This window comes from Neorhizobium sp. USDA 3394 (genome assembly GCF_056280385.1).
In genome coordinates this window covers 2820319-2836201 of record NZ_JBWCDU010000001.1, presented here as the reverse complement: position 1 = coordinate 2836201, position 15883 = coordinate 2820319, and the positions used below count along the sequence as shown (strand labels likewise).

At 62.9% G+C, this 15883-nt stretch carries 18 protein-coding genes; 8 read left to right on the top strand and 10 right to left on the bottom strand.

The genetic code is table 11. From position 1 onward, the window contains the following. Positions 1-4 precede the first annotated feature (4 nt). The 4 genes from ACZ9EJ_RS14015 to thrC form a co-directional block, all read right to left on the bottom strand. Complete coding sequence (locus tag ACZ9EJ_RS14015) at positions 5-2842, bottom strand: EAL domain-containing protein (RefSeq protein ID WP_251089483.1); 2838 nt, start codon at positions 2840-2842, stop codon at positions 5-7. Between the two features lie 71 nt (positions 2843-2913). Beyond that, on the bottom strand, positions 2914-3525 hold the full coding sequence (locus ACZ9EJ_RS14010; RefSeq protein WP_046632654.1) for a GNAT family N-acetyltransferase: 612 nt from the start codon (positions 3523-3525) through the stop codon (positions 2914-2916). A gap of 29 nt (positions 3526-3554) precedes the next feature. Continuing rightward, entirely contained in the window at positions 3555-4853 is a 1299-nt protein-coding gene (locus ACZ9EJ_RS14005; protein ID WP_046632652.1) for a M16 family metallopeptidase, read from the bottom strand. 33 nt (positions 4854-4886) lie between these two features. Then, positions 4887-6290, bottom strand: a complete 1404-nt coding sequence (thrC, locus tag ACZ9EJ_RS14000) for a threonine synthase (protein WP_251089405.1) — start codon at positions 6288-6290, stop codon at positions 4887-4889. Positions 6291-6416: 126 nt separating this feature from the next. On the opposite strand from thrC, the gene ACZ9EJ_RS13995 reads away from it, so the two are divergent. Beyond that, on the top strand, positions 6417-6986 hold the full coding sequence (locus ACZ9EJ_RS13995; protein ID WP_080954172.1) for a PilZ domain-containing protein: 570 nt from the start codon (positions 6417-6419) through the stop codon (positions 6984-6986). 24 nt (positions 6987-7010) lie between these two features. On the opposite strand, the gene ACZ9EJ_RS13990 is transcribed toward ACZ9EJ_RS13995, so the two are convergent. Then, positions 7011-7700 carry an HAD family hydrolase gene (locus ACZ9EJ_RS13990; protein ID WP_046641555.1) on the bottom strand — a complete coding sequence of 230 codons (690 nt, stop codon included), beginning with the start codon at positions 7698-7700 and terminating at the stop codon, positions 7011-7013. A 149-nt stretch (positions 7701-7849) separates the two neighbouring features. On the opposite strand from ACZ9EJ_RS13990, the gene ACZ9EJ_RS13985 reads away from it, so the two are divergent. The 3 genes from ACZ9EJ_RS13985 to ACZ9EJ_RS13975 all read left to right on the top strand — a co-directional run bounded on the left by ACZ9EJ_RS13985 (position 7850) and on the right by ACZ9EJ_RS13975 (position 9755). Next, positions 7850-8518: a GntR family transcriptional regulator gene (locus tag ACZ9EJ_RS13985; protein WP_046641556.1), complete on the top strand. Its 669-nt coding sequence runs from the start codon at positions 7850-7852 to the stop codon at positions 8516-8518. A 182-nt stretch (positions 8519-8700) separates the two neighbouring features. Beyond that, complete coding sequence (locus tag ACZ9EJ_RS13980; RefSeq protein WP_046641557.1) at positions 8701-9288, top strand: biotin transporter BioY; 588 nt, start codon at positions 8701-8703, stop codon at positions 9286-9288. Beyond that, entirely contained in the window at positions 9285-9755 is a 471-nt protein-coding gene (locus ACZ9EJ_RS13975) for a DUF1284 domain-containing protein (RefSeq protein ID WP_046641558.1), read from the top strand. Before ACZ9EJ_RS13980 ends, ACZ9EJ_RS13975 begins: the two co-directional genes overlap by 4 nt. Here ACZ9EJ_RS13975 and ACZ9EJ_RS13970 read toward each other — a convergent pair. Continuing rightward, positions 9706-10389 (bottom strand): ArsR/SmtB family transcription factor, encoded by a 684-nt coding sequence (locus ACZ9EJ_RS13970; RefSeq protein WP_046641559.1) that lies wholly within the window; start codon positions 10387-10389, stop codon positions 9706-9708. The two genes, ACZ9EJ_RS13975 and ACZ9EJ_RS13970, sit on opposite strands and share 50 nt — an antisense overlap. A gap of 73 nt (positions 10390-10462) precedes the next feature. On the opposite strand from ACZ9EJ_RS13970, the gene ACZ9EJ_RS13965 reads away from it, so the two are divergent. After that, entirely contained in the window at positions 10463-10792 is a 330-nt protein-coding gene (locus tag ACZ9EJ_RS13965; protein ID WP_046641560.1) for an NIPSNAP family protein, read from the top strand. Then, entirely contained in the window at positions 10789-11136 is a 348-nt protein-coding gene (locus ACZ9EJ_RS13960; RefSeq protein WP_046641561.1) for an antibiotic biosynthesis monooxygenase family protein, read from the top strand. Before ACZ9EJ_RS13965 ends, ACZ9EJ_RS13960 begins: the two co-directional genes overlap by 4 nt. 4 nt (positions 11137-11140) lie before the next feature. On the opposite strand, the gene ACZ9EJ_RS13955 is transcribed toward ACZ9EJ_RS13960, so the two are convergent. After that, positions 11141-11479 carry a hypothetical protein gene (locus tag ACZ9EJ_RS13955; protein ID WP_251089402.1) on the bottom strand — a complete coding sequence of 113 codons (339 nt, stop codon included), beginning with the start codon at positions 11477-11479 and terminating at the stop codon, positions 11141-11143. Between the two features lie 110 nt (positions 11480-11589). Then, on the bottom strand, positions 11590-11784 hold the full coding sequence (locus tag ACZ9EJ_RS13950; RefSeq protein WP_046632636.1) for a hypothetical protein: 195 nt from the start codon (positions 11782-11784) through the stop codon (positions 11590-11592). Positions 11785-11964: 180 nt separating this feature from the next. Here ACZ9EJ_RS13950 and ACZ9EJ_RS13945 point away from each other — a divergent pair, with 180 nt between their 5' ends. Both ACZ9EJ_RS13945 and ACZ9EJ_RS13940 read left to right on the top strand, forming a co-directional pair. After that, positions 11965-13095 carry a site-specific DNA-methyltransferase gene (locus tag ACZ9EJ_RS13945; RefSeq protein ID WP_046632635.1) on the top strand — a complete coding sequence of 377 codons (1131 nt, stop codon included), beginning with the start codon at positions 11965-11967 and terminating at the stop codon, positions 13093-13095. A gap of 251 nt (positions 13096-13346) precedes the next feature. Continuing rightward, the gene (locus ACZ9EJ_RS13940) at positions 13347-14111 is read left to right on the top strand and encodes a S24 family peptidase (RefSeq protein ID WP_052764661.1); all 765 of its coding nucleotides are present in this window, start codon (positions 13347-13349) and stop codon (positions 14109-14111) included. Positions 14112-14136: 25 nt separating this feature from the next. On the opposite strand, the gene ACZ9EJ_RS13935 is transcribed toward ACZ9EJ_RS13940, so the two are convergent. Continuing rightward, positions 14137-14751: an HAD family hydrolase gene (locus tag ACZ9EJ_RS13935; protein WP_046641563.1), complete on the bottom strand. Its 615-nt coding sequence runs from the start codon at positions 14749-14751 to the stop codon at positions 14137-14139. 32 nt (positions 14752-14783) lie between these two features. Further along, positions 14784-15869 carry an A/G-specific adenine glycosylase gene (mutY, locus tag ACZ9EJ_RS13930; protein WP_046641564.1) on the bottom strand — a complete coding sequence of 362 codons (1086 nt, stop codon included), beginning with the start codon at positions 15867-15869 and terminating at the stop codon, positions 14784-14786. Positions 15870-15883: the final 14 nt, after the last annotated feature.

Below are 15883 nucleotides of genomic sequence, written 5' to 3'. Positions count from 1 at the left end.
AAGCCTACGCCCGCTTGGTCAACGGGAAGCGCTCTTTCAGAAGACGGAGCACGGCGTCTGCCGGGGCAGGCGGGCCGAACAGATAGCTCTGGCCGAAATGGCAGCCCATCTTGGCGAGTTCCGCCGCGTCCTCGTCGGTCTCGACGCCCTCCGCCACCACGGTCATTTCCAGCGCACGGGCCATGGCGATCACCGAACGCAGCAGGACTGCCCGTTTTTCCGTTGCGTTGCGCACCAGCGCCTTGTCGAGCTTGATCGTGTCGAACGGGAACTGCGTGAGGTAGGCGAGCGATGAATAGCCGGTGCCGAAATCGTCGAGTGCGAGACTTAAGCCGGTTTCCTTGAGTTTGCCGAGCACCAGCCGCGCCTGTTCCGGGTTCTCCATCATCAGCGACTCGGTAAGTTCGAGCTTCAGCTGGCCCGGATTGACCTGGGTCTTCTGCAACAGCGCGCGCACGTCGTTGTAGAGATCGACGTTGAGAAGCTGCCCGCTCGACAGGTTGACCGACACGAACACCGGCAGATCGCCGGTCTGTCCCTGCCAGACCATCAGATCCGAGGCGGCGCGGTCCATGGCGAACAGGCCGAGCGGCCCGATCAGGTCCGACATTTCGGCGATCGGGATGAATTCCGAGGGCGGGATGCTGCCGCGCTTGGGGTGATCCCACCGCATCAGCGCCTCGAAACCGGCGATCTCGCCATCCTTCAGGCTGATGATCGGCTGATAGGCGAGAAACAGTTCCTTGCGCTCGATGGCGCGGCGAAGATCGGTCTCGATCTGCAGCTTGTCGGCGCCGGCGGCCCGGAAGGCGGGGCGGAAAGGCTCGACCCGGTTGCCGCCGGAGCGTTTCGCCCGGTACATGGCAAGTTCAGCGTCGGCCAGCATGCCCGAGGCACTTTCCTGCTGGTCGACCCACGAGGAAAGGCCGATGGAGGCGGTCAGGATGATTTCGCGGTTGGCGAAGTTGATCGGCACCATGATCGCCTTGGAGACCGCATCAGCAAAGTCCGCCACCTTGGCCGGGTCGCGCTCGGAGACGAGGATCAGTCCGAACTGGTCTCCGGCAAGCCGCGCCAGCGTGTCCTGCGGCTTCAGAAGCCGGCGCAGGCGGCGGGTCAGCGCGATCAGGATGTTGTCCCCCGCCGCGATGCCGAGACTATCGTTGACCTGCTTGTAGCGGTCGATGTCGATCGCCATCACCGTCGGCCGCACGGTGTCGCCGCCCGGTGCCAGCGTCAGCACCGATTGCAGCCGGTCGAGGAAGACCTGGCGGTTCGGCAGGCCGGTCAGGTTGTCGTGCATTGCGTCCTGGAGCAGCCGTTCGACGGAATTCTTCTGCTCGGTCACGTCGATGATCGTGCCGACGCAGCGGATGATTTCGCCGTTCGAACCGAGCACCGGCCGGGCGCGGATCTGCAGCCAGTGGAAATGGCCGTCCTCGGCGCGGATGCGGAATTCATGGTTCAGCCGGCCGCGGCGGTGTTCGAGCAGCACGTCCAGCGTGGCGCGAAAACGGTCGCGGTCGTCGGGATGCAGCCGCGGCACCCAGTTGCGCACCGGTCCGTGCATGGCGCCGACATCGAGCCCGAGCCGGGTCGAGATGTCGGGCGTGGTGACGACGCGGTCGCGGGCCACGTCCCAGTCCCAGACGGTGTCGCCGCTGCCGGTCAGCGCCAGCGATTGCCGTTCGAGGTCGGAGAACAGGCCCTGCTGGTAGGCGCCGCCGGCAAAGGCATGCTGCATGACCGTGAAGCCGATCAGAAGCACGATCAGAACCAGACCGCCGCCAAGCGCCGGCTGTATGATGTCGTTGTCGAGCTTGCCGGTCACCGTCAGCCAGCCGGCGAAAAGCCAGACCAGGATCAACGCCCAGGTAGGCACCAGCAGGATCGCGCGGTCGTAGCGGTTGAAGCCGAGATAGATGATCAACAGGATGCCGACGGTGCCCGTCAGTGCGAACGAAAGGCGGGCGATGCCCGACGCGACGGACGGATCGTAGATCGCCACGCCGCCGAGCAGCACCAGGCCGACCACCCAGGCAAGCGTCGCGTAGCCGAGATGTACGTGCCAGCGGTTGAGGTTGAGGTAGGTGAAGAGGAAGATCACAAGCGACGAGGCGAGCGCCACTTCCGCCGCCGCCCGCCAGATGCGCTGGTCGCCCGAGGTGACGGTGATCAGCTTGTCGAGGAAGCCGAAGTCGACGCAGATATAGGCGAGCACCGCCCAAGCAAGCGCTGCCGCCGCCGGCAGCATCGACGTGCCCTTGACGACGAAGAGAATGGTCAGGAACACCGCCAGCAGGCCCGCAATGCCGAGCACGATGCCGCGATAGAGCGTGAACGAGTTGACCGTATCCTTGTAGGCGTCCGGCTGCCAGAGATAGATCTGCGGCAGCGACGGTGTTGCCAGTTCCGCGACGAAGGTGATGGTCGAGCCGGGGTTCAGCGTGATCCGGAAAACATCGGCATCAGGGCTCGGTATCCGGTCGAGCGCGAAGCCTTCGGAGGGCGTGATCGAGATGATGCGCTGCGAGCCGAGATCCGGCCAGAACATTTTCGAATTGGCGAGCCGGAAATGCGGTGCGACGATCACCCGTTCCAGCTGTTCTTCCGAGACGTTGGAAAGTGCGAAGACCGCCCAGTCGCCCTGGTGGCCGGGAGAGCTTGCGCGCACCTCGATGCGGCGACGGATGCCGTCCGCGCCGGCGGCGGTCGAGACCTGGAAGGCCTCGCCCTGGTTGACGTAGATATCGGTAGTTCGCGTGAGGTCGAGTGCCGTGTCGTCTCGCGAGATCTTGACCGGCTCCGCGGCGCGCGCACCTGGGCCAGCCGTCAGGACCATGGCGGCGGCGAGGAGGGCGATGATCGCCGGAAAAAAGCGGATCAATGACGCAAGACGCAAGGCTGAGGCGTTCATGGCTTCAGCATCTTCCCGAACTCGCCGTCTTCCGGCAGGCGGGAAAACATCAGGTGGTCGCGCCATTCGCCATTGATTTTGAGATACTTGCGCAAAAGACCTTCCTGCTCGAAACCGGCCTTTTCCAAAAGCCGGACACTTTTCCAGTTCTCCGGAATACAGGCTGCCTCGATCCGGTGCAACTGAAGTCCGCCGTAGATATACGGGATAGCCACCTTCAATGCGGCCAACATGTGGCCTTGGCCGGAATGTTTCTCGCCCATCCAGTAACCGACCATGCAGCTCTGCGCCGCACCCCGGCGGATATAGCCGATGGTCAGGCCGCCGAGCAGCACCTGGTCGTCGCGGCGGAAGAGAAGCAGCGGCACGGCAAGGCCGGAGGCATATTCCTGTCCGCTTCTGACGACGCGCAGGCGGAACGCTCCCTCGGTCAGCTCGTCCGGCCGCCAGATCGGCTCCCAGGGCTGCAGGAAAGGCCGGCTTTCCGAGCGCAGCCGCTGCCATTGTTTGTAGTCGGAATAACGGGGAAGCCGGAGCAGGTGGTTTTCGCCATAAAGCTCTGGTGTGTCCGGCTGTCGCGACAGGAACCGAAACACCGATCTGGTCATGCTAGTGCTGCTCCGGGCAGGGCGCCGGTTTAACCGGCAGCCTTCTTGGTCTGGATCCCCGGCGTTGCAAGCGCCGTGGAGATGTCGGTCAGTGGCGCGAGCTGTTCGATCGGGCCGACCGCCGACAAGGTGGGAACTGTATCGAAAAACAGCCGTCCGGCAAGATCGGTGAGCCGCTCCGTGGTGATGCCTTCCAGCCGCTCCATCATTTCCGGGTTCGGGATCGGGCGTCCGTACAGCATCATCTGGCGGGCGATCTGGCCGGCGCGGGCGGCCGGGCTTTCCTGGCCCATCAGAAGCTGGGCGCGGATCTGGGCGCGGGCGCGGTCGATCTCCTGCTGATGAATGGTTTCCGAGGACTTGCGCAGCTCGTCGATGATGACGGGCACCAGCGTCGGCAACTCGTTGCCGCCGGTTGCCGCATGGATGCCGAAGATGCCGGTATCGGAAAAACCCCAGTGGAAGGCATAGACCGAATAACATAGGCCGCGACGTTCCCGCACTTCCTGGAACAGCCGCGAGGACATGCCGCCGCCGAGGATGTTGGCGAGAATCTGCGAGCAGTAGAAGTCGCGCACGTGATAGGCCTTGCCCTCGAAACCGAGCAGGACCTGCGCGTCCATGAGGTCGCGGGTTTCTCGCACGTCGCCGCCGATATAGCGGGCGACTTCCAGCACGGGCGGTGCGCTCGGGGTCATGGGCAGGCGGGCAAAGCGCTCCTCGACTTGGCGGACGAACGTCGTGTGATCCACGGCGCCGGCAGCGACCACGAACATCCGGTCGGTCGTGTAATTGCGCGAAAGGTAGTTGCGGATCTGCCCGGGCGTGAAACCCTTGACCGTATCCGGCGTGCCGAGGATCGGCCGGCCGAGCGTCTGGCCCCGATAGGCGACCTCGGAAAACTTGTCGAAAACCACGTCGTCGGGCGTGTCGTTGGCAGCCCCGATCTCCTGGAGGATGACGTGCTTTTCGCGGCGAAGTTCCTCCTCGTCGAATTCCGATTCCGTCAGGATATCGGCAAGGATGTCGACCGCGAGCGGTACGTTGTCCCTGAGCACCCGCGCGTAATAGGAGGTGGTTTCGGTGGATGTTGCGGCATTGAGTTCGCCGCCGACATTCTCGATCTCCTCGGCGATGTCACGGGCGCTGCGGCGGGTCGTGCCCTTGAAGGCCATGTGCTCGAGGAGGTGGGCGATCCCATGTTCGTCCTCGGTCTCGTTACGTGATCCGGACTTGATCCAGACACCCAGCGCGACGCTCTCCAGATGCGGCATGGTTTCGGTGACGACCGTCAACCCGGAGGCGAGCCGGGTGATTTCTACATTCATCTTTACGTCTTTCCGGCGCCGCCGATACCTATTTTACTTAGCGCGGGCATGCTCGCCGATGAAAGTTTCGACGGACTTAAGCTCAGGCTCCAAGATATCGAAGCGCTCCTCCCTTTGCATAAGATCAGCAAGCCATGATGGAAGCGCCGGATCAATTCCGCAAGCGGATTTTACCGAGGCCGGAAATTTGGCCGGGTGCGCGGTGGCGAGAGTGACCATCGGGCTTGCCGGTTTTGCGTTCTTGCCTGCGACGAAAACACCGGTCGCGGTATGGGGATCGAGGAGGTAGCCGGTCTCGGAAAGGGTTTCGCGGATCGTCGCGGCAACCTGCCGCTCCGTTGCCCGGCCGGCGCGGAACTCGCGGCGGATCGCCTTCAACGCGTCAGGCTTGATCTCGAAACTGCCGGATTGTTTGAGGCCGGCCATGGCTGCGCGAACCGAGCCGGCGTCGCGGCCATAGGCTTCGAACAGCAGCCGCTCGAAATTGGACGAGATCTGGATGTCCATCGAGGGCGAGGTGGTCGCCTTGACGTCGCGCATTTCGTAGCGCCCGGTCTTCAGCGTGCGGGCAAGGATGTCGTTGTCGTTGGTTGCGATCACCAGCCGGTCGATCGGCAGGCCCATCTTCTTGGCCACGTAACCCGCGAAGATGTCGCCGAAATTGCCGGTCGGCACCGTGAAGGAGATTTTCCGGTCCGGCCCGCCGAGCGAAACGGCGGCCGTGAAATAATAGACCACCTGCGCCATGATGCGCGCCCAGTTGATCGAGTTGACGCCCGAGAGCTTCACCCGGTCGCGGAAGGCGACGTCGTTGAACATCTCCTTGACGATATTCTGGCAGTCGTCGAAATTGCCCTTCAGCGCCAGCGCATGCACGTTGGCGGCACTGGACGTGGTCATCTGCCGCTGCTGTACGGGCGAGACCTTGCCATGCGGGAAAAGGATAAAGATGTCGGTGCGCTCGCGGCCCGCGAATGCGTCGATCGCCGCTCCGCCCGTATCTCCCGACGTTGCGCCGACGATGGTGGCCCGTTCGCCGCGTTCGGCGAGCACATAGTCCATCAGCCGGGCGAGCAGCTGCATCGCCACGTCCTTGAAGGCGAGTGTGGTGCCGTGGAAGAGTTCGAGCACGAAGTCGTTCGGCCCGGTCTGTACCAGCGGCACGACGGCCGGATGCCGGAACGTGGCATAGGCCTCGTCTATCATTCCCTTCAGCTTGTCGGCGGGGATTTCATCGCCGACGAAGTGCTTGAGGATCTCGAAGGCGACCTCCTGATAGGTCTTGCCGCGCAGCGCGCGGATCTCCTTCTTGGAGAGCGAAGGCCATTGGCGTGGCACGTAAAGGCCGCCGTCGCGGGCAAGACCCGCCATCAGCGCATCCCGGAATCCGAGCGGAGCGGCTTCGCCCCGGGTAGAAATATAGTCCACGACCATCAACCCCAATCGATTTTTATTCGCGCCGCTGATATAGACCAGGAAAATGGGCGGTGAAAGACCGGAAAATGACACTCCGGTTCGCCAGGTAGATGGCCCAGATATTGGGATGGAAGAGGGTTGAGTACGGTGTTTGCAAAGATTTCGCGTGGTTTTCTGGCGGTATCGGTCGTGGCGGTTCTCGCAAGCTGCAATTCCTCGGCGCCGACCGAAGGACTGACCCCAACCGCCACCGCTGCCCCCGCCGATCAGGCCGCGACCGCGGTCGTACAAGCCTTCTGCCCGCCGGTCGTCATGCTGGAACAGACCGCCATCCACCGCGCCTATGCGCGCGGCGGCGAGAACACGCCGGAAAAACTGCTCTACCAGGCCTCGCTCGCCGACGCGACGCGTCAGTGCACGGCCAATGAGACGACGCTGACGATCAACCTCGTCGCGCAAGGACGTGTCGTCCAGGGTCCCGTCGGCGTTCCCGGCCAGGTCACCCTGCCGATCCTCGTTGAAGTGGTCGACGGCGACAACGTCATCTATTCGCAGAAAGTGGCTTTCCCGGTCGAGATGCCGGCCGGCGGTACCCAGTTCATCTTCAGCAAGGCGGACGTGCAGATCCCGAACGCGCAAGGCGGTGCCTCGCGCTTCACCCGCGTCCGCCTCGGCTTCGACACCGGCCCGGCAAAGAAGCCGGCCCGCCGGAGCTGATCGAGAAAGAGCTGATCGGGGCGCTTAGAGCGCCCCGGCCCATTCGCCGAGCGCGGCGATGACGGCCGGCAGGTCCACCATCCGCGAGATCACCGTTTCAGCGCCCGCATCGGTCAGCCGGTCGGCATGGCTCGGATAGGTATGCGATGCGCCGGTAAAACCGACGACGCGCATGCCGGCCGCCTTGGCGCCGTGGACGCCATGGGTGGAATCCTCGATCACCAGGCACTTCTCCGGCGCGACCTTGAACTGCTCGGCCGCGTGCAGGAAGATATCCGGCTTCGGCTTCACCCGATCCGGCCCGAGATCCTTGGCGGAATAGATATGCGGCGCGAAATAGGGTTTCAGGCCGACCTTTTCGAGCATCACGTCGAGCCGGTGGGTGCTCGAATTGGAGCAGATGCAGCGCTGCGTCGTCAGCCTTGCCAGCGCGAATTTCACGCCGTCGATGATCTTCACGTCGCGGGCAAGCCGCGCATCGAGCAGCGTCTCGGACTTGTCGAGCAGCGAGGCCGACAGGGGAATATCGGCTTCCTTTTCCACGGCCAGGAGGATGTTCTTCCAGGTCATGCCGGCGAAGCGCTCACCCATTTCCTCGACGCTGATCGGATAACCCGCTTCGGTCAGCAGCCGGGATTCCACCTGCGCCGCGATGATTTCTGAATCGACGAGAACGCCGTCGCAATCGAAGATGATGAGGTCGAAGCTGCTCATGAGAAAATGCCTTTTATGGGCCTTGTATGGACGGTGAAGCGGGCTTTTATACGATGGTAATGGAAACCTCAACCAACCGCCATGCATGGCTGGGACAAGCGTAGCGGGCGGCTCTCGACAAGCCGGGAACGGCGTTCTAAGGAACGCTGATGGGCAAGGAGCCGGAAGACACCATCGCCAGCCGCATCAGCCGGGTGCTTGCCGACCGCATCGTGCGCGGCGAGCTCGCTCCGGGTGCTCGTCTTCGTCAGGATCACATCGCCGAGGAATTTCAGACCAGCCACGTGCCGGTGCGCGAGGCCTTCCGCCGGCTGGAGGCGCAGGGCCTGGCGATCAGCGAGCCGCGCCGCGGCGTGCGCGTCGCCTCCTTCGATCTCGCCGAAGTCCGCGAAGTGGCGGAAATGCGCGCCGTGCTGGAAGTGCTGGCGCTCCGCCACGCCGCCCGCCACCTGACCACCGCCATCCTCGATGCGGCGGAGGAGGCGACCCGTGAGGGCGATGCTGCAGCCGACGTGCATGCCTGGGAGGCGGCGAACCGCCGTTTCCACCGGCTGATCCTCACGCCCTGCGGCATGAAGCGCCTGCTCGCCTCGATCGACGACCTGCATGCCGCAAGCGCGCGCTTCCTGTTTTCCGCCTGGCAGTCGGGCTGGGAAAAGCGCACCGACCACGACCACCGCGCCATTCTGGCCGCTCTCCGGCAGGGCAAGACCGACGAGGCCGCCGCCATCCTGCAGAAGCACGTGCAATGGATCGGGCGTGGCCCGCAACCGGCCAAGACCGGTACTCCGCGCGAGATCTTTGCCATCGTTGGCTGACGTTTTCAAAAATTATAGATAATTTTATTTTCGGTGACTTTCCCATGAAATAAGGGGTTTTGTGTTTGCCGACTCGATGTCGTGGCAACGATCCGGCCGCTGAGCGCTTGTCATCTGCCAAAAACCATTTCATAAAATAGATGAGAATCAAAATTATCTATAATTTGAAAAGGAGAGCCTCGATGTCCCTGATGACTTCCCACCAGACACTTGTTTTCGATCCCTTCCGGCTTGCCGGCCGGTCCGTTCCTGCCAAGGTCCTGTTCGTGCTTGCGGGGACGCTGGTGCTGGCGATCGCGTCCCGGATCGCCGTGCCGATGGTTCCGGTCCCGATCACCATGCAGACCTTCGCCGTGACCATGATCGGCGCGCTTTACGGCTGGCGGCTTGGCGCCTTGACGGTGCTTGCGTGGCTTGGAGAAGCAGCGCTTGGAGCGCCCGTGCTGGCGGGTGGGTCGGGCAGCATTGCCGCCTTCGCAGGGCCGACCGCCGGTTATCTCTTTTCCTTTCCGGTGATTGCCGCCCTTGCCGGCTGGCTTGCCGAACGCGGCTGGACCGGGCGGCGCATCCTCGCCAGCTTCTCGGCTCATCTGAGCGCAAACCTTCTCTGCCTTGCGCTCGGCTGGGCCTGGCTCGCGGCACTGATCGGCGCTGAAAAGGCGTTCTGGGCCGGTGTTGCCCCGTTCATCCTCGGGGCTGCGCTGAAATCGGGCCTGGCTGCGGCTGTCCTTGCCGCGGTCGCCTCCCGCAACCGCGCTGCGGTTGAGTGACGGTGAGGCTGCGGCCGCATCATCTTCTCTGCATGCTGACCTTCGTCGGCGAGGGCTATAGCCCAGCCTTCGTCGCCAACTATCGTCGTCTCGCCGGCCGGCTTTCTGCCGGCGAGCCGATCGAGATCGTTTCCGGCCCCGACGATATCTGCGCCCCGCTTCTCTCAGATGAAGATGCGCATTGTTTCGGTGCTTCCGTTACCGGTCGCGATGCAGCGGCGCTGGCGGATGTTGCCCGCCTGCTCGAGCGGGAGCTTGAGATCGGGTCGGTGATCGCCTCCGATCCGGCGCTGTTCGAGAAATTGCGCCGCGCCTTCTCTGCCGGCGTGACACGCCGTGCCTGCACGGGCTGTGAATGGAGCAGCCTTTGCGATCGCATTGTGGGAGAGGATTATGCAGACGCGCTGGTCATGACCTTCAGTCGGCCGGAAACAGCGCCAGGAATTTCCGTTCGCCCTCGGGAGTGAACAGCACGGCGCGGCTTTCACCGCTGCGCCGTGCCCAGCCGTTTTCGAGGAAATGCGAGAGAAGCGCCTTGCCGAGCGTGCCGGCCAGATGCGAGCGCCGCTCGCTCCAGTCGAGGCAGGATTTGCAGAGCGGTCGGCGGCTGGACGTAAGCGATGCGACATCGATGCCGAGCGTGCCGAGTTCCGCGCGGCCGTCCTCGGTCATCGCCAGGTTCTCGCCATCGCTCTCGATCGCGCCGCGGGCGACGAAACTGTCGAGCATTCTCACACCATAGTCGCCGGCGAGATGATCGTAGCAGACGCGGGCCTTGCGCAGCGCCGGATCTTTCGGCCCCGGCCGGTGGCGCAGATGTCCCCTGCTTGCCGCAAACCCCATGATGGTTTCGAGCAGCGTGCCGGCCGCCGCGTCGGCAAGCGTGAAATAACGGTGCCGGCCCTGCTTGCGCTGGGTCAGAATGCCGCCGTCTTCGAGCTTGGAGAGATGCGAACTGGCCGTCTGCACCGTCACGCCGGCCGCTTGCGCAAGTTCGGTCGCCGTCAGCGCCTGGCCGCCCATCAGGGCGGTCAGAATGTTGGCACGGGCGGGATCGCCGAACAGCATCCCGATGCGAGCAATGTCTGGACCTTCTTTCATACTTCGACGGTAACCGAAGCATCTTCGTCTGGCAACATGGCAAAACACCTCCGCAACCAAAGGAGACGAAGTCATGATCACCTGTTTCATCCGCTACGAGATCGACCCGTTCAAGAAGGATCAGTTCACTGAATATGCCCGCAACTGGGGTCAGGCGATCCCGCGCTGCGGCGCCGACCTGATCGGTTATTTCGGCCCGCACGAGGGCTCGGCGACGACGGCCTACGGCGTCTACAACATCGACAGCCTCGCCGCCTACGAGACCTATCGCGCCCGGCTGATGGCCGATCCGCTCGGGCAGGAGAATTACGCGTTCTCGAAGCGCGAACGCTTCATCCTGAAGGAGGACCGGATTTTCCTCAAGAACGTATCCATGTCGCACGGAGCTTTTGTAAGGCCATGATCGCCGTCATTTTCGAAGTCATCCCCTATATGGGCGAACGCCACAAATATCTCGACCTTGCCGGGGAGCTGCGGTCGGAGCTGGAAACCATCGACGGCTTCATCTCGATCGAGCGTTTCGAAAGCTTGACGCTTCGCGGAAAAATCCTCTCCCTGTCTTTCTGGCGGGACGAGGAGGCGGTCAAGGCATGGCGCAATCTCGAAAGCCACCGCGCCGCCCAGAAAGCCGGCCGCGGCGGCGTCTTTGCCGACTACCGCCTGCGGATCGGCCATGTCGTCAGGGACTACGGCATGTTCGAGAGGAAGGAAGCGCCGAAGGATAGCCGCGAGGTGCATGCGGCTTAGATGTCTATTCGCTGCGTTTGATGGCGGCGAGTTTCCCGAGCCGCCGGCTTTCCTCAAGATGCATCTTGAGCAACTCGAACCAGTCGCTCGGCAGATGGCCAATCACGCAGCTGTCGTCGGCGCGCGGTCGGCTCGACAACAGCGAAGCGGGCCGCAAATCAGGCCCTGGCCAGATGAAGACATTCAACTGGTCGGTATAAGCCCAGGACGGCTCGTCCGAGAGGCCGAGATACCTCAGCAGCTTTGCTGGCAGAGGCAAAGCCCGTTGGTGAGATTTCGGTTCGCTATGCGAGATGCCGAGGCAATAGACGATCTCTTTGCTTCCATCGCGGACGGCAGACACGACGATAACCGCAGGGCGCGTTTTCTCGCCGTCGTCCCTTGTTCCGGATTGGGAATGCCAGAGATATTCGTAGGCGACAATGCTACCGACTGGCGCCGAATGAGGGATTTTCAACGCGCCCGATCCGACGGTTTTCCGGAGATATGATTGCCTTCATCGTCGAGATCGTCGAGATTATAGGGCGCGTCCGTCTTGACCTTCGCGTCGCGGATCGCTGCCATTTCCACATCGCTGAGCTCTCGAGCCAGAAGCACTCTTCTTGTCGTATGCTCGCCCCGCTTTGCGGATGCCTTTGCGGTGGGCATGATTGCACTCCATCGTTGTTCTCCAAAGATACGGCAAGTGTCGGAATGATCAAGCCGGCTTATCTTTCCACGCCTCAAAATTTTTCCCGAAATCGCGCACCGCTTCAGGCTTTAGTAACCAAAATAGGTAACCATAACAGGCAGTAAAATTCGTATCGAGTAGAGCGTAGCGAGTAGCACATGGCAGCAGTTCTTCCGCTGGCCGACCTGAAGCGTCAGGTCCGTCCGGACACTTGGCTAAACTCCATCATCAAGGGCGATTGCGTCGCTGCCCTGGAAGCCCTGCCGGATCATTCCGTCGATGCGATCTTCGCCGATCCCCCGTATAATCTGCAGCTCGGCGGCACGTTGCACCGTCCCGACCAGTCGCTGGTCGATGCCGTCGATGACGAATGGGACCAGTTCGCCTCCTTCGAAATCTACGACGCCTTCACCCGCGCCTGGCTCCTTGCCTGCCGCCGCGTGCTGAAGCCGAATGGCACGATCTGGGTCATCGGCTCCTACCACAACATCTTCCGCGTCGGCGCCATCATGCAGGACCTGAATTTCTGGCTGCTGAACGACATCGTCTGGCGCAAGGTCAACCCGATGCCGAACTTCAAGGGCCGCCGGTTCCAGAATGCCCATGAGACGATGATCTGGGCGAGCCGCGACTCCAAATCGAAGGGCTATACCTTCAACTACGATGCGCTGAAGGCTTCCAACGACGACGTGCAGATGCGCTCCGACTGGCTGTTCCCGATCTGCTCCGGCGGCGAACGCCTGAAAGGCGACGACGGCAAGAAGGTCCACCCGACCCAGAAGCCGGAAGCGCTGCTCGCCCGTGTGATCATGGCCTCGACCAAGCCGGGCGACGTCATCCTCGATCCGTTCTTCGGTACCGGTACCACGGGTGCGGTCGCGAAACGCCTCGGCCGCAACTTCGTCGGCATCGAGCGCGAGCAGGACTATATCGATGCGGCTTCCGAGCGCATCGCCTCCGTCGAGCCGCTCGGCAAGGCGGAACTGACGGTCATGACCGGCAAGAAGGCTGAACCCCGTGTCGCCTTCAACACGCTGGTCGAAAGCGGTCTCGTCAAGCCCGGTCAGGTCCTGACCGATGCGAAGCGCCGCCACAGCGCGATCATCCGCGCCGACGGCACGCTCTCGGCAGGTGGCGAGGCTGGTTCCATTCATCGTCTCGGCGCGAAAGTGCAGGGCCTTGATGCATGCAACGGATGGACGTTCTGGCATTTCGACGACGGGCAATCGCTCAAGCCCATCGATGAACTGCGATCCGTGATCCGAAACGGTATGGCAAAACTGGACTGATCCACCGGTCCCCGCCACACCAACCGAATGCCTCGTCCGGTTTCGTACCTCTAGTCCCGGACGAGGATAATTGGCGCCCGGGAAGGCTGATCCCGGGCGCCATTTCTTTTTGCGCGCCGCTCTGTCAGCCTCCGCCACCCGGCCAAATTCGACCTTGCGAAATTTCGGGTATTCCCGCCGTCACCTGCGCTTGATATCGTAGGTTGTACGGGGTTGAACAGATTTCCAATTCAGCGTTTCTGAAAATGTCCATGCCTGTGAATGGCGAGTTGCGCCACCGGATCGAGCGTGCGTTGGCGCGGTTCTCTCCCAGCTGGGAGGGCAGGGATGCCGCGCGCCGGGCGGTGGCGCTCAAGATGCTGATCCTCTGCGAACTGGCCGGCGGCCGCCTGCGCGTCGTCGATGCGCTGGGCCTCAACGACAACACGCTCGACAACTACCGCCACGGCAAGACCGAACCGCGCCACAGCACGCTCACCATGATGGCGGAGCTCGCCGAGGTGCCGATCGAATATCTCGGCAACGACTGGTCGGTCGAGGACGGGATCATCCATTTCATCCCTCCGGAAATCCCGGTGGCCGGATTTTCGGAACCCGCCCCGGTCTGGGATCTCGCCGATCGCACAGTCATCCCGGCTTATGAAGACGCGGTGCCCGGGCGGCCTTCCCGGGATATAACATGGACGGCGATCCCGCGAGATTTCTGGGCGAAGCTCTCGGTCGATCCGGAAAACATGCGGGTCGTAACCGCGAGCGGCGACAGCATGTCGCCGACGATCGCCGGTGGTACGCCGATGTTCGTCGATATCAGCGACCGCAAGCTGGAGGACGGGAGCGTCTATCTGTTCGATACCGGCGCGGAACTGATCGCCCGGCGGGTGCAGCGGCTTGCCGACGGCAGCCTCGATCTCCTGCCGGACAATCTGGAACGGTATCGCCCTCAGCATGTCCTCAAGGACGGTTTGTCCGATTTGAAGGTCGTCGGTCGCGTCTGCGCGGCGAGCCGGATCCTCTAGGAACCGGCCCCGCAACCGGGCAGCCTTATACCTCGATGCCGTGGGCGATCAGGTCCTGCCGTAGCGTCTCGGGATCCTTGAAGTGCACCGCCTGCCAGCCGGCCGCGCGCGCACCCTCGACGTTTGCATGGCTGTCGTCGATGAAGATCGAAGCTTCCGGCGTAAGGCCGAAGTCGCGGGCGTGCTTTTCGTAGATCCCTACGTCCGGCTTGATCAGGCCGATCTCGCCCGACACGGTCACGCCCCTCGGCTTGTTCAGAAAGGGGAAGATCTTGCGGGCCTCGGCGAACGTGTCGGCGGCGAAATTGGTCAGCATCGTCACGTCGCGGCCGTTGTCGATCAGGCTTTCCATGATCTTGACCGCGCCGTCATAGGCATGTGGCACCATTTCGTGCCAGTATTTGCGGAAGGCGCGGATCTGCTCCTCGCGCTCCGGATATTGCGCGATCAGCAGCGCCTCGGCGTCTTCCCACTTGCGGCCGCGATCCTGCTCCAGGTTCCATTCATGGGTGCAGACGTTCTCGAAGAACCATTTGCGCTCCTCCTCGTCCGGAATGACGCGGGCATAGGGAAGGTTCGGATCGTAGTGGATCAGCACCTTGCCGATGTCGAAAACGATGTGGTCGATCTTGGCTGCCATGAACGGTGTCCTGGAAATTGAAGGCGTTTGAACTAGTTCGGAGATTTTGCGAAGGCCAGTGGAATAGCCTGGGTGATGGCTTTTTTCATCACCGTCGGCAAGGCCTGGGCATCGAGATTGGCGACAGGTTCCCACCAGCCGTCGGCGGTAGCGACCCTCTCGGTCTTCGCGCGGAAGACCGAAAGCCTCAGTTCGAAATGGGTGAAGACGTGGGTGACGGAGCCCGATGCCTCCCATTCGGCGGGGAAGGGCGCGTGGTCCGTCGTGGTTCCGCCGTCGATGCGCGACGTCCAGGCGGTGGTCGGCACTTCCGTCATGCCGCCGAGCAGGCCGCTGTCGATCCGTCGCCGCAACAGCACTTCGCCTGCCGGCGTCACGGCCACGAAGACGGCGCCGAGCCGCACCGGCTTTTCCTTCTTCGCCACTTTGACCGGAAACCGTTCCGGGTCGTGTTCTGCAAAGGCCAGACAGTCGTCGCGGAAGGGACAGAGCGCACAGGTCGGTCGTTTCGGGGTGCAGATCGTCGCGCCGAGATCCATCATCGCCTGTGCGAAATCGCCGGGCCGGTCGGCCGGCGTCAGTTCGGCTACCCTGGCCTTCATTGCCGGTTTCGAGCCCGGAAGCGGCGCGTCAATGGCGTAGAGCCGCGAAATCACCCGCTCGACATTGCCGTCCATGACGGCGGACTGGCGATTGAAGGCGATGGCGGAGACGGCGGCGGACGTATAGTCACCGATGCCGGGAAGCGCTCGCAGGCCTTCCTCCGTGTCGGGAAACACGCCACCATGCTCGGAGGCGACAGCTTCGGCACATTTTTTCAGGTTGCGGGCGCGGGCGTAATAACCAAGCCCCGCCCAGGCCGCCATCACGTCCTCGACCGGTGCCGCGGCAAGATCGGTCACCTTGGGCCAGAGCGTCAGGAACTTGGCGAAATAGGGTTTCACCGCCTGAACGGTCGTCTGCTGCAGCATCACTTCCGAAAGCCAGACGTGGTAGGGGTCTGCCCGTTTCCCGGCCTTTGCCGCCGCCGGGCTTACCCGCCATGGAAGCTCCCGATGGTGCCGGTCGTACCAGGTCAGCAGCTTCTGCGCATGGGTGATGTGGAGCGTCTGGAGCATCGTTTGCCGTAATG

Excerpts from the sequence above, each read along its gene's own strand:
- ACZ9EJ_RS13940 (WP_052764661.1), top strand. The coding sequence starts at position 13,347 with ATGCCTGTGAATGGCGAGTTGCGCCACCGGATCGAGCGTGCGTTGGCG.
- ACZ9EJ_RS13950 (WP_046632636.1), bottom strand. The coding sequence starts at position 11,784 with ATGCCCACCGCAAAGGCATCCGCAAAGCGGGGCGAGCATACGACAAGA.
- ACZ9EJ_RS13965 (WP_046641560.1), top strand. The coding sequence starts at position 10,463 with ATGATCACCTGTTTCATCCGCTACGAGATCGACCCGTTCAAGAAGGAT.
- ACZ9EJ_RS13980 (WP_046641557.1), top strand. The coding sequence starts at position 8,701 with ATGTCCCTGATGACTTCCCACCAGACACTTGTTTTCGATCCCTTCCGG.
- ACZ9EJ_RS14005 (WP_046632652.1), bottom strand. The coding sequence starts at position 4,853 with ATGAATGTAGAAATCACCCGGCTCGCCTCCGGGTTGACGGTCGTCACC.
- ACZ9EJ_RS14015 (WP_251089483.1), bottom strand. The coding sequence starts at position 2,842 with ATGGTCCTGACGGCTGGCCCAGGTGCGCGCGCCGCGGAGCCGGTCAAG.
- ACZ9EJ_RS13985 (WP_046641556.1), top strand. The coding sequence starts at position 7,850 with ATGGGCAAGGAGCCGGAAGACACCATCGCCAGCCGCATCAGCCGGGTG.
- ACZ9EJ_RS14010 (WP_046632654.1), bottom strand. The coding sequence starts at position 3,525 with ATGACCAGATCGGTGTTTCGGTTCCTGTCGCGACAGCCGGACACACCA.
- mutY (WP_046641564.1), bottom strand. The coding sequence starts at position 15,869 with ATGCTCCAGACGCTCCACATCACCCATGCGCAGAAGCTGCTGACCTGG.
- ACZ9EJ_RS13970 (WP_046641559.1), bottom strand. The coding sequence starts at position 10,389 with ATGAAAGAAGGTCCAGACATTGCTCGCATCGGGATGCTGTTCGGCGAT.
- ACZ9EJ_RS13935 (WP_046641563.1), bottom strand. The coding sequence starts at position 14,751 with ATGGCAGCCAAGATCGACCACATCGTTTTCGACATCGGCAAGGTGCTG.
- ACZ9EJ_RS13945 (WP_046632635.1), top strand. The coding sequence starts at position 11,965 with ATGGCAGCAGTTCTTCCGCTGGCCGACCTGAAGCGTCAGGTCCGTCCG.
- ACZ9EJ_RS13990 (WP_046641555.1), bottom strand. The coding sequence starts at position 7,700 with ATGAGCAGCTTCGACCTCATCATCTTCGATTGCGACGGCGTTCTCGTC.
- ACZ9EJ_RS13960 (WP_046641561.1), top strand. The coding sequence starts at position 10,789 with ATGATCGCCGTCATTTTCGAAGTCATCCCCTATATGGGCGAACGCCAC.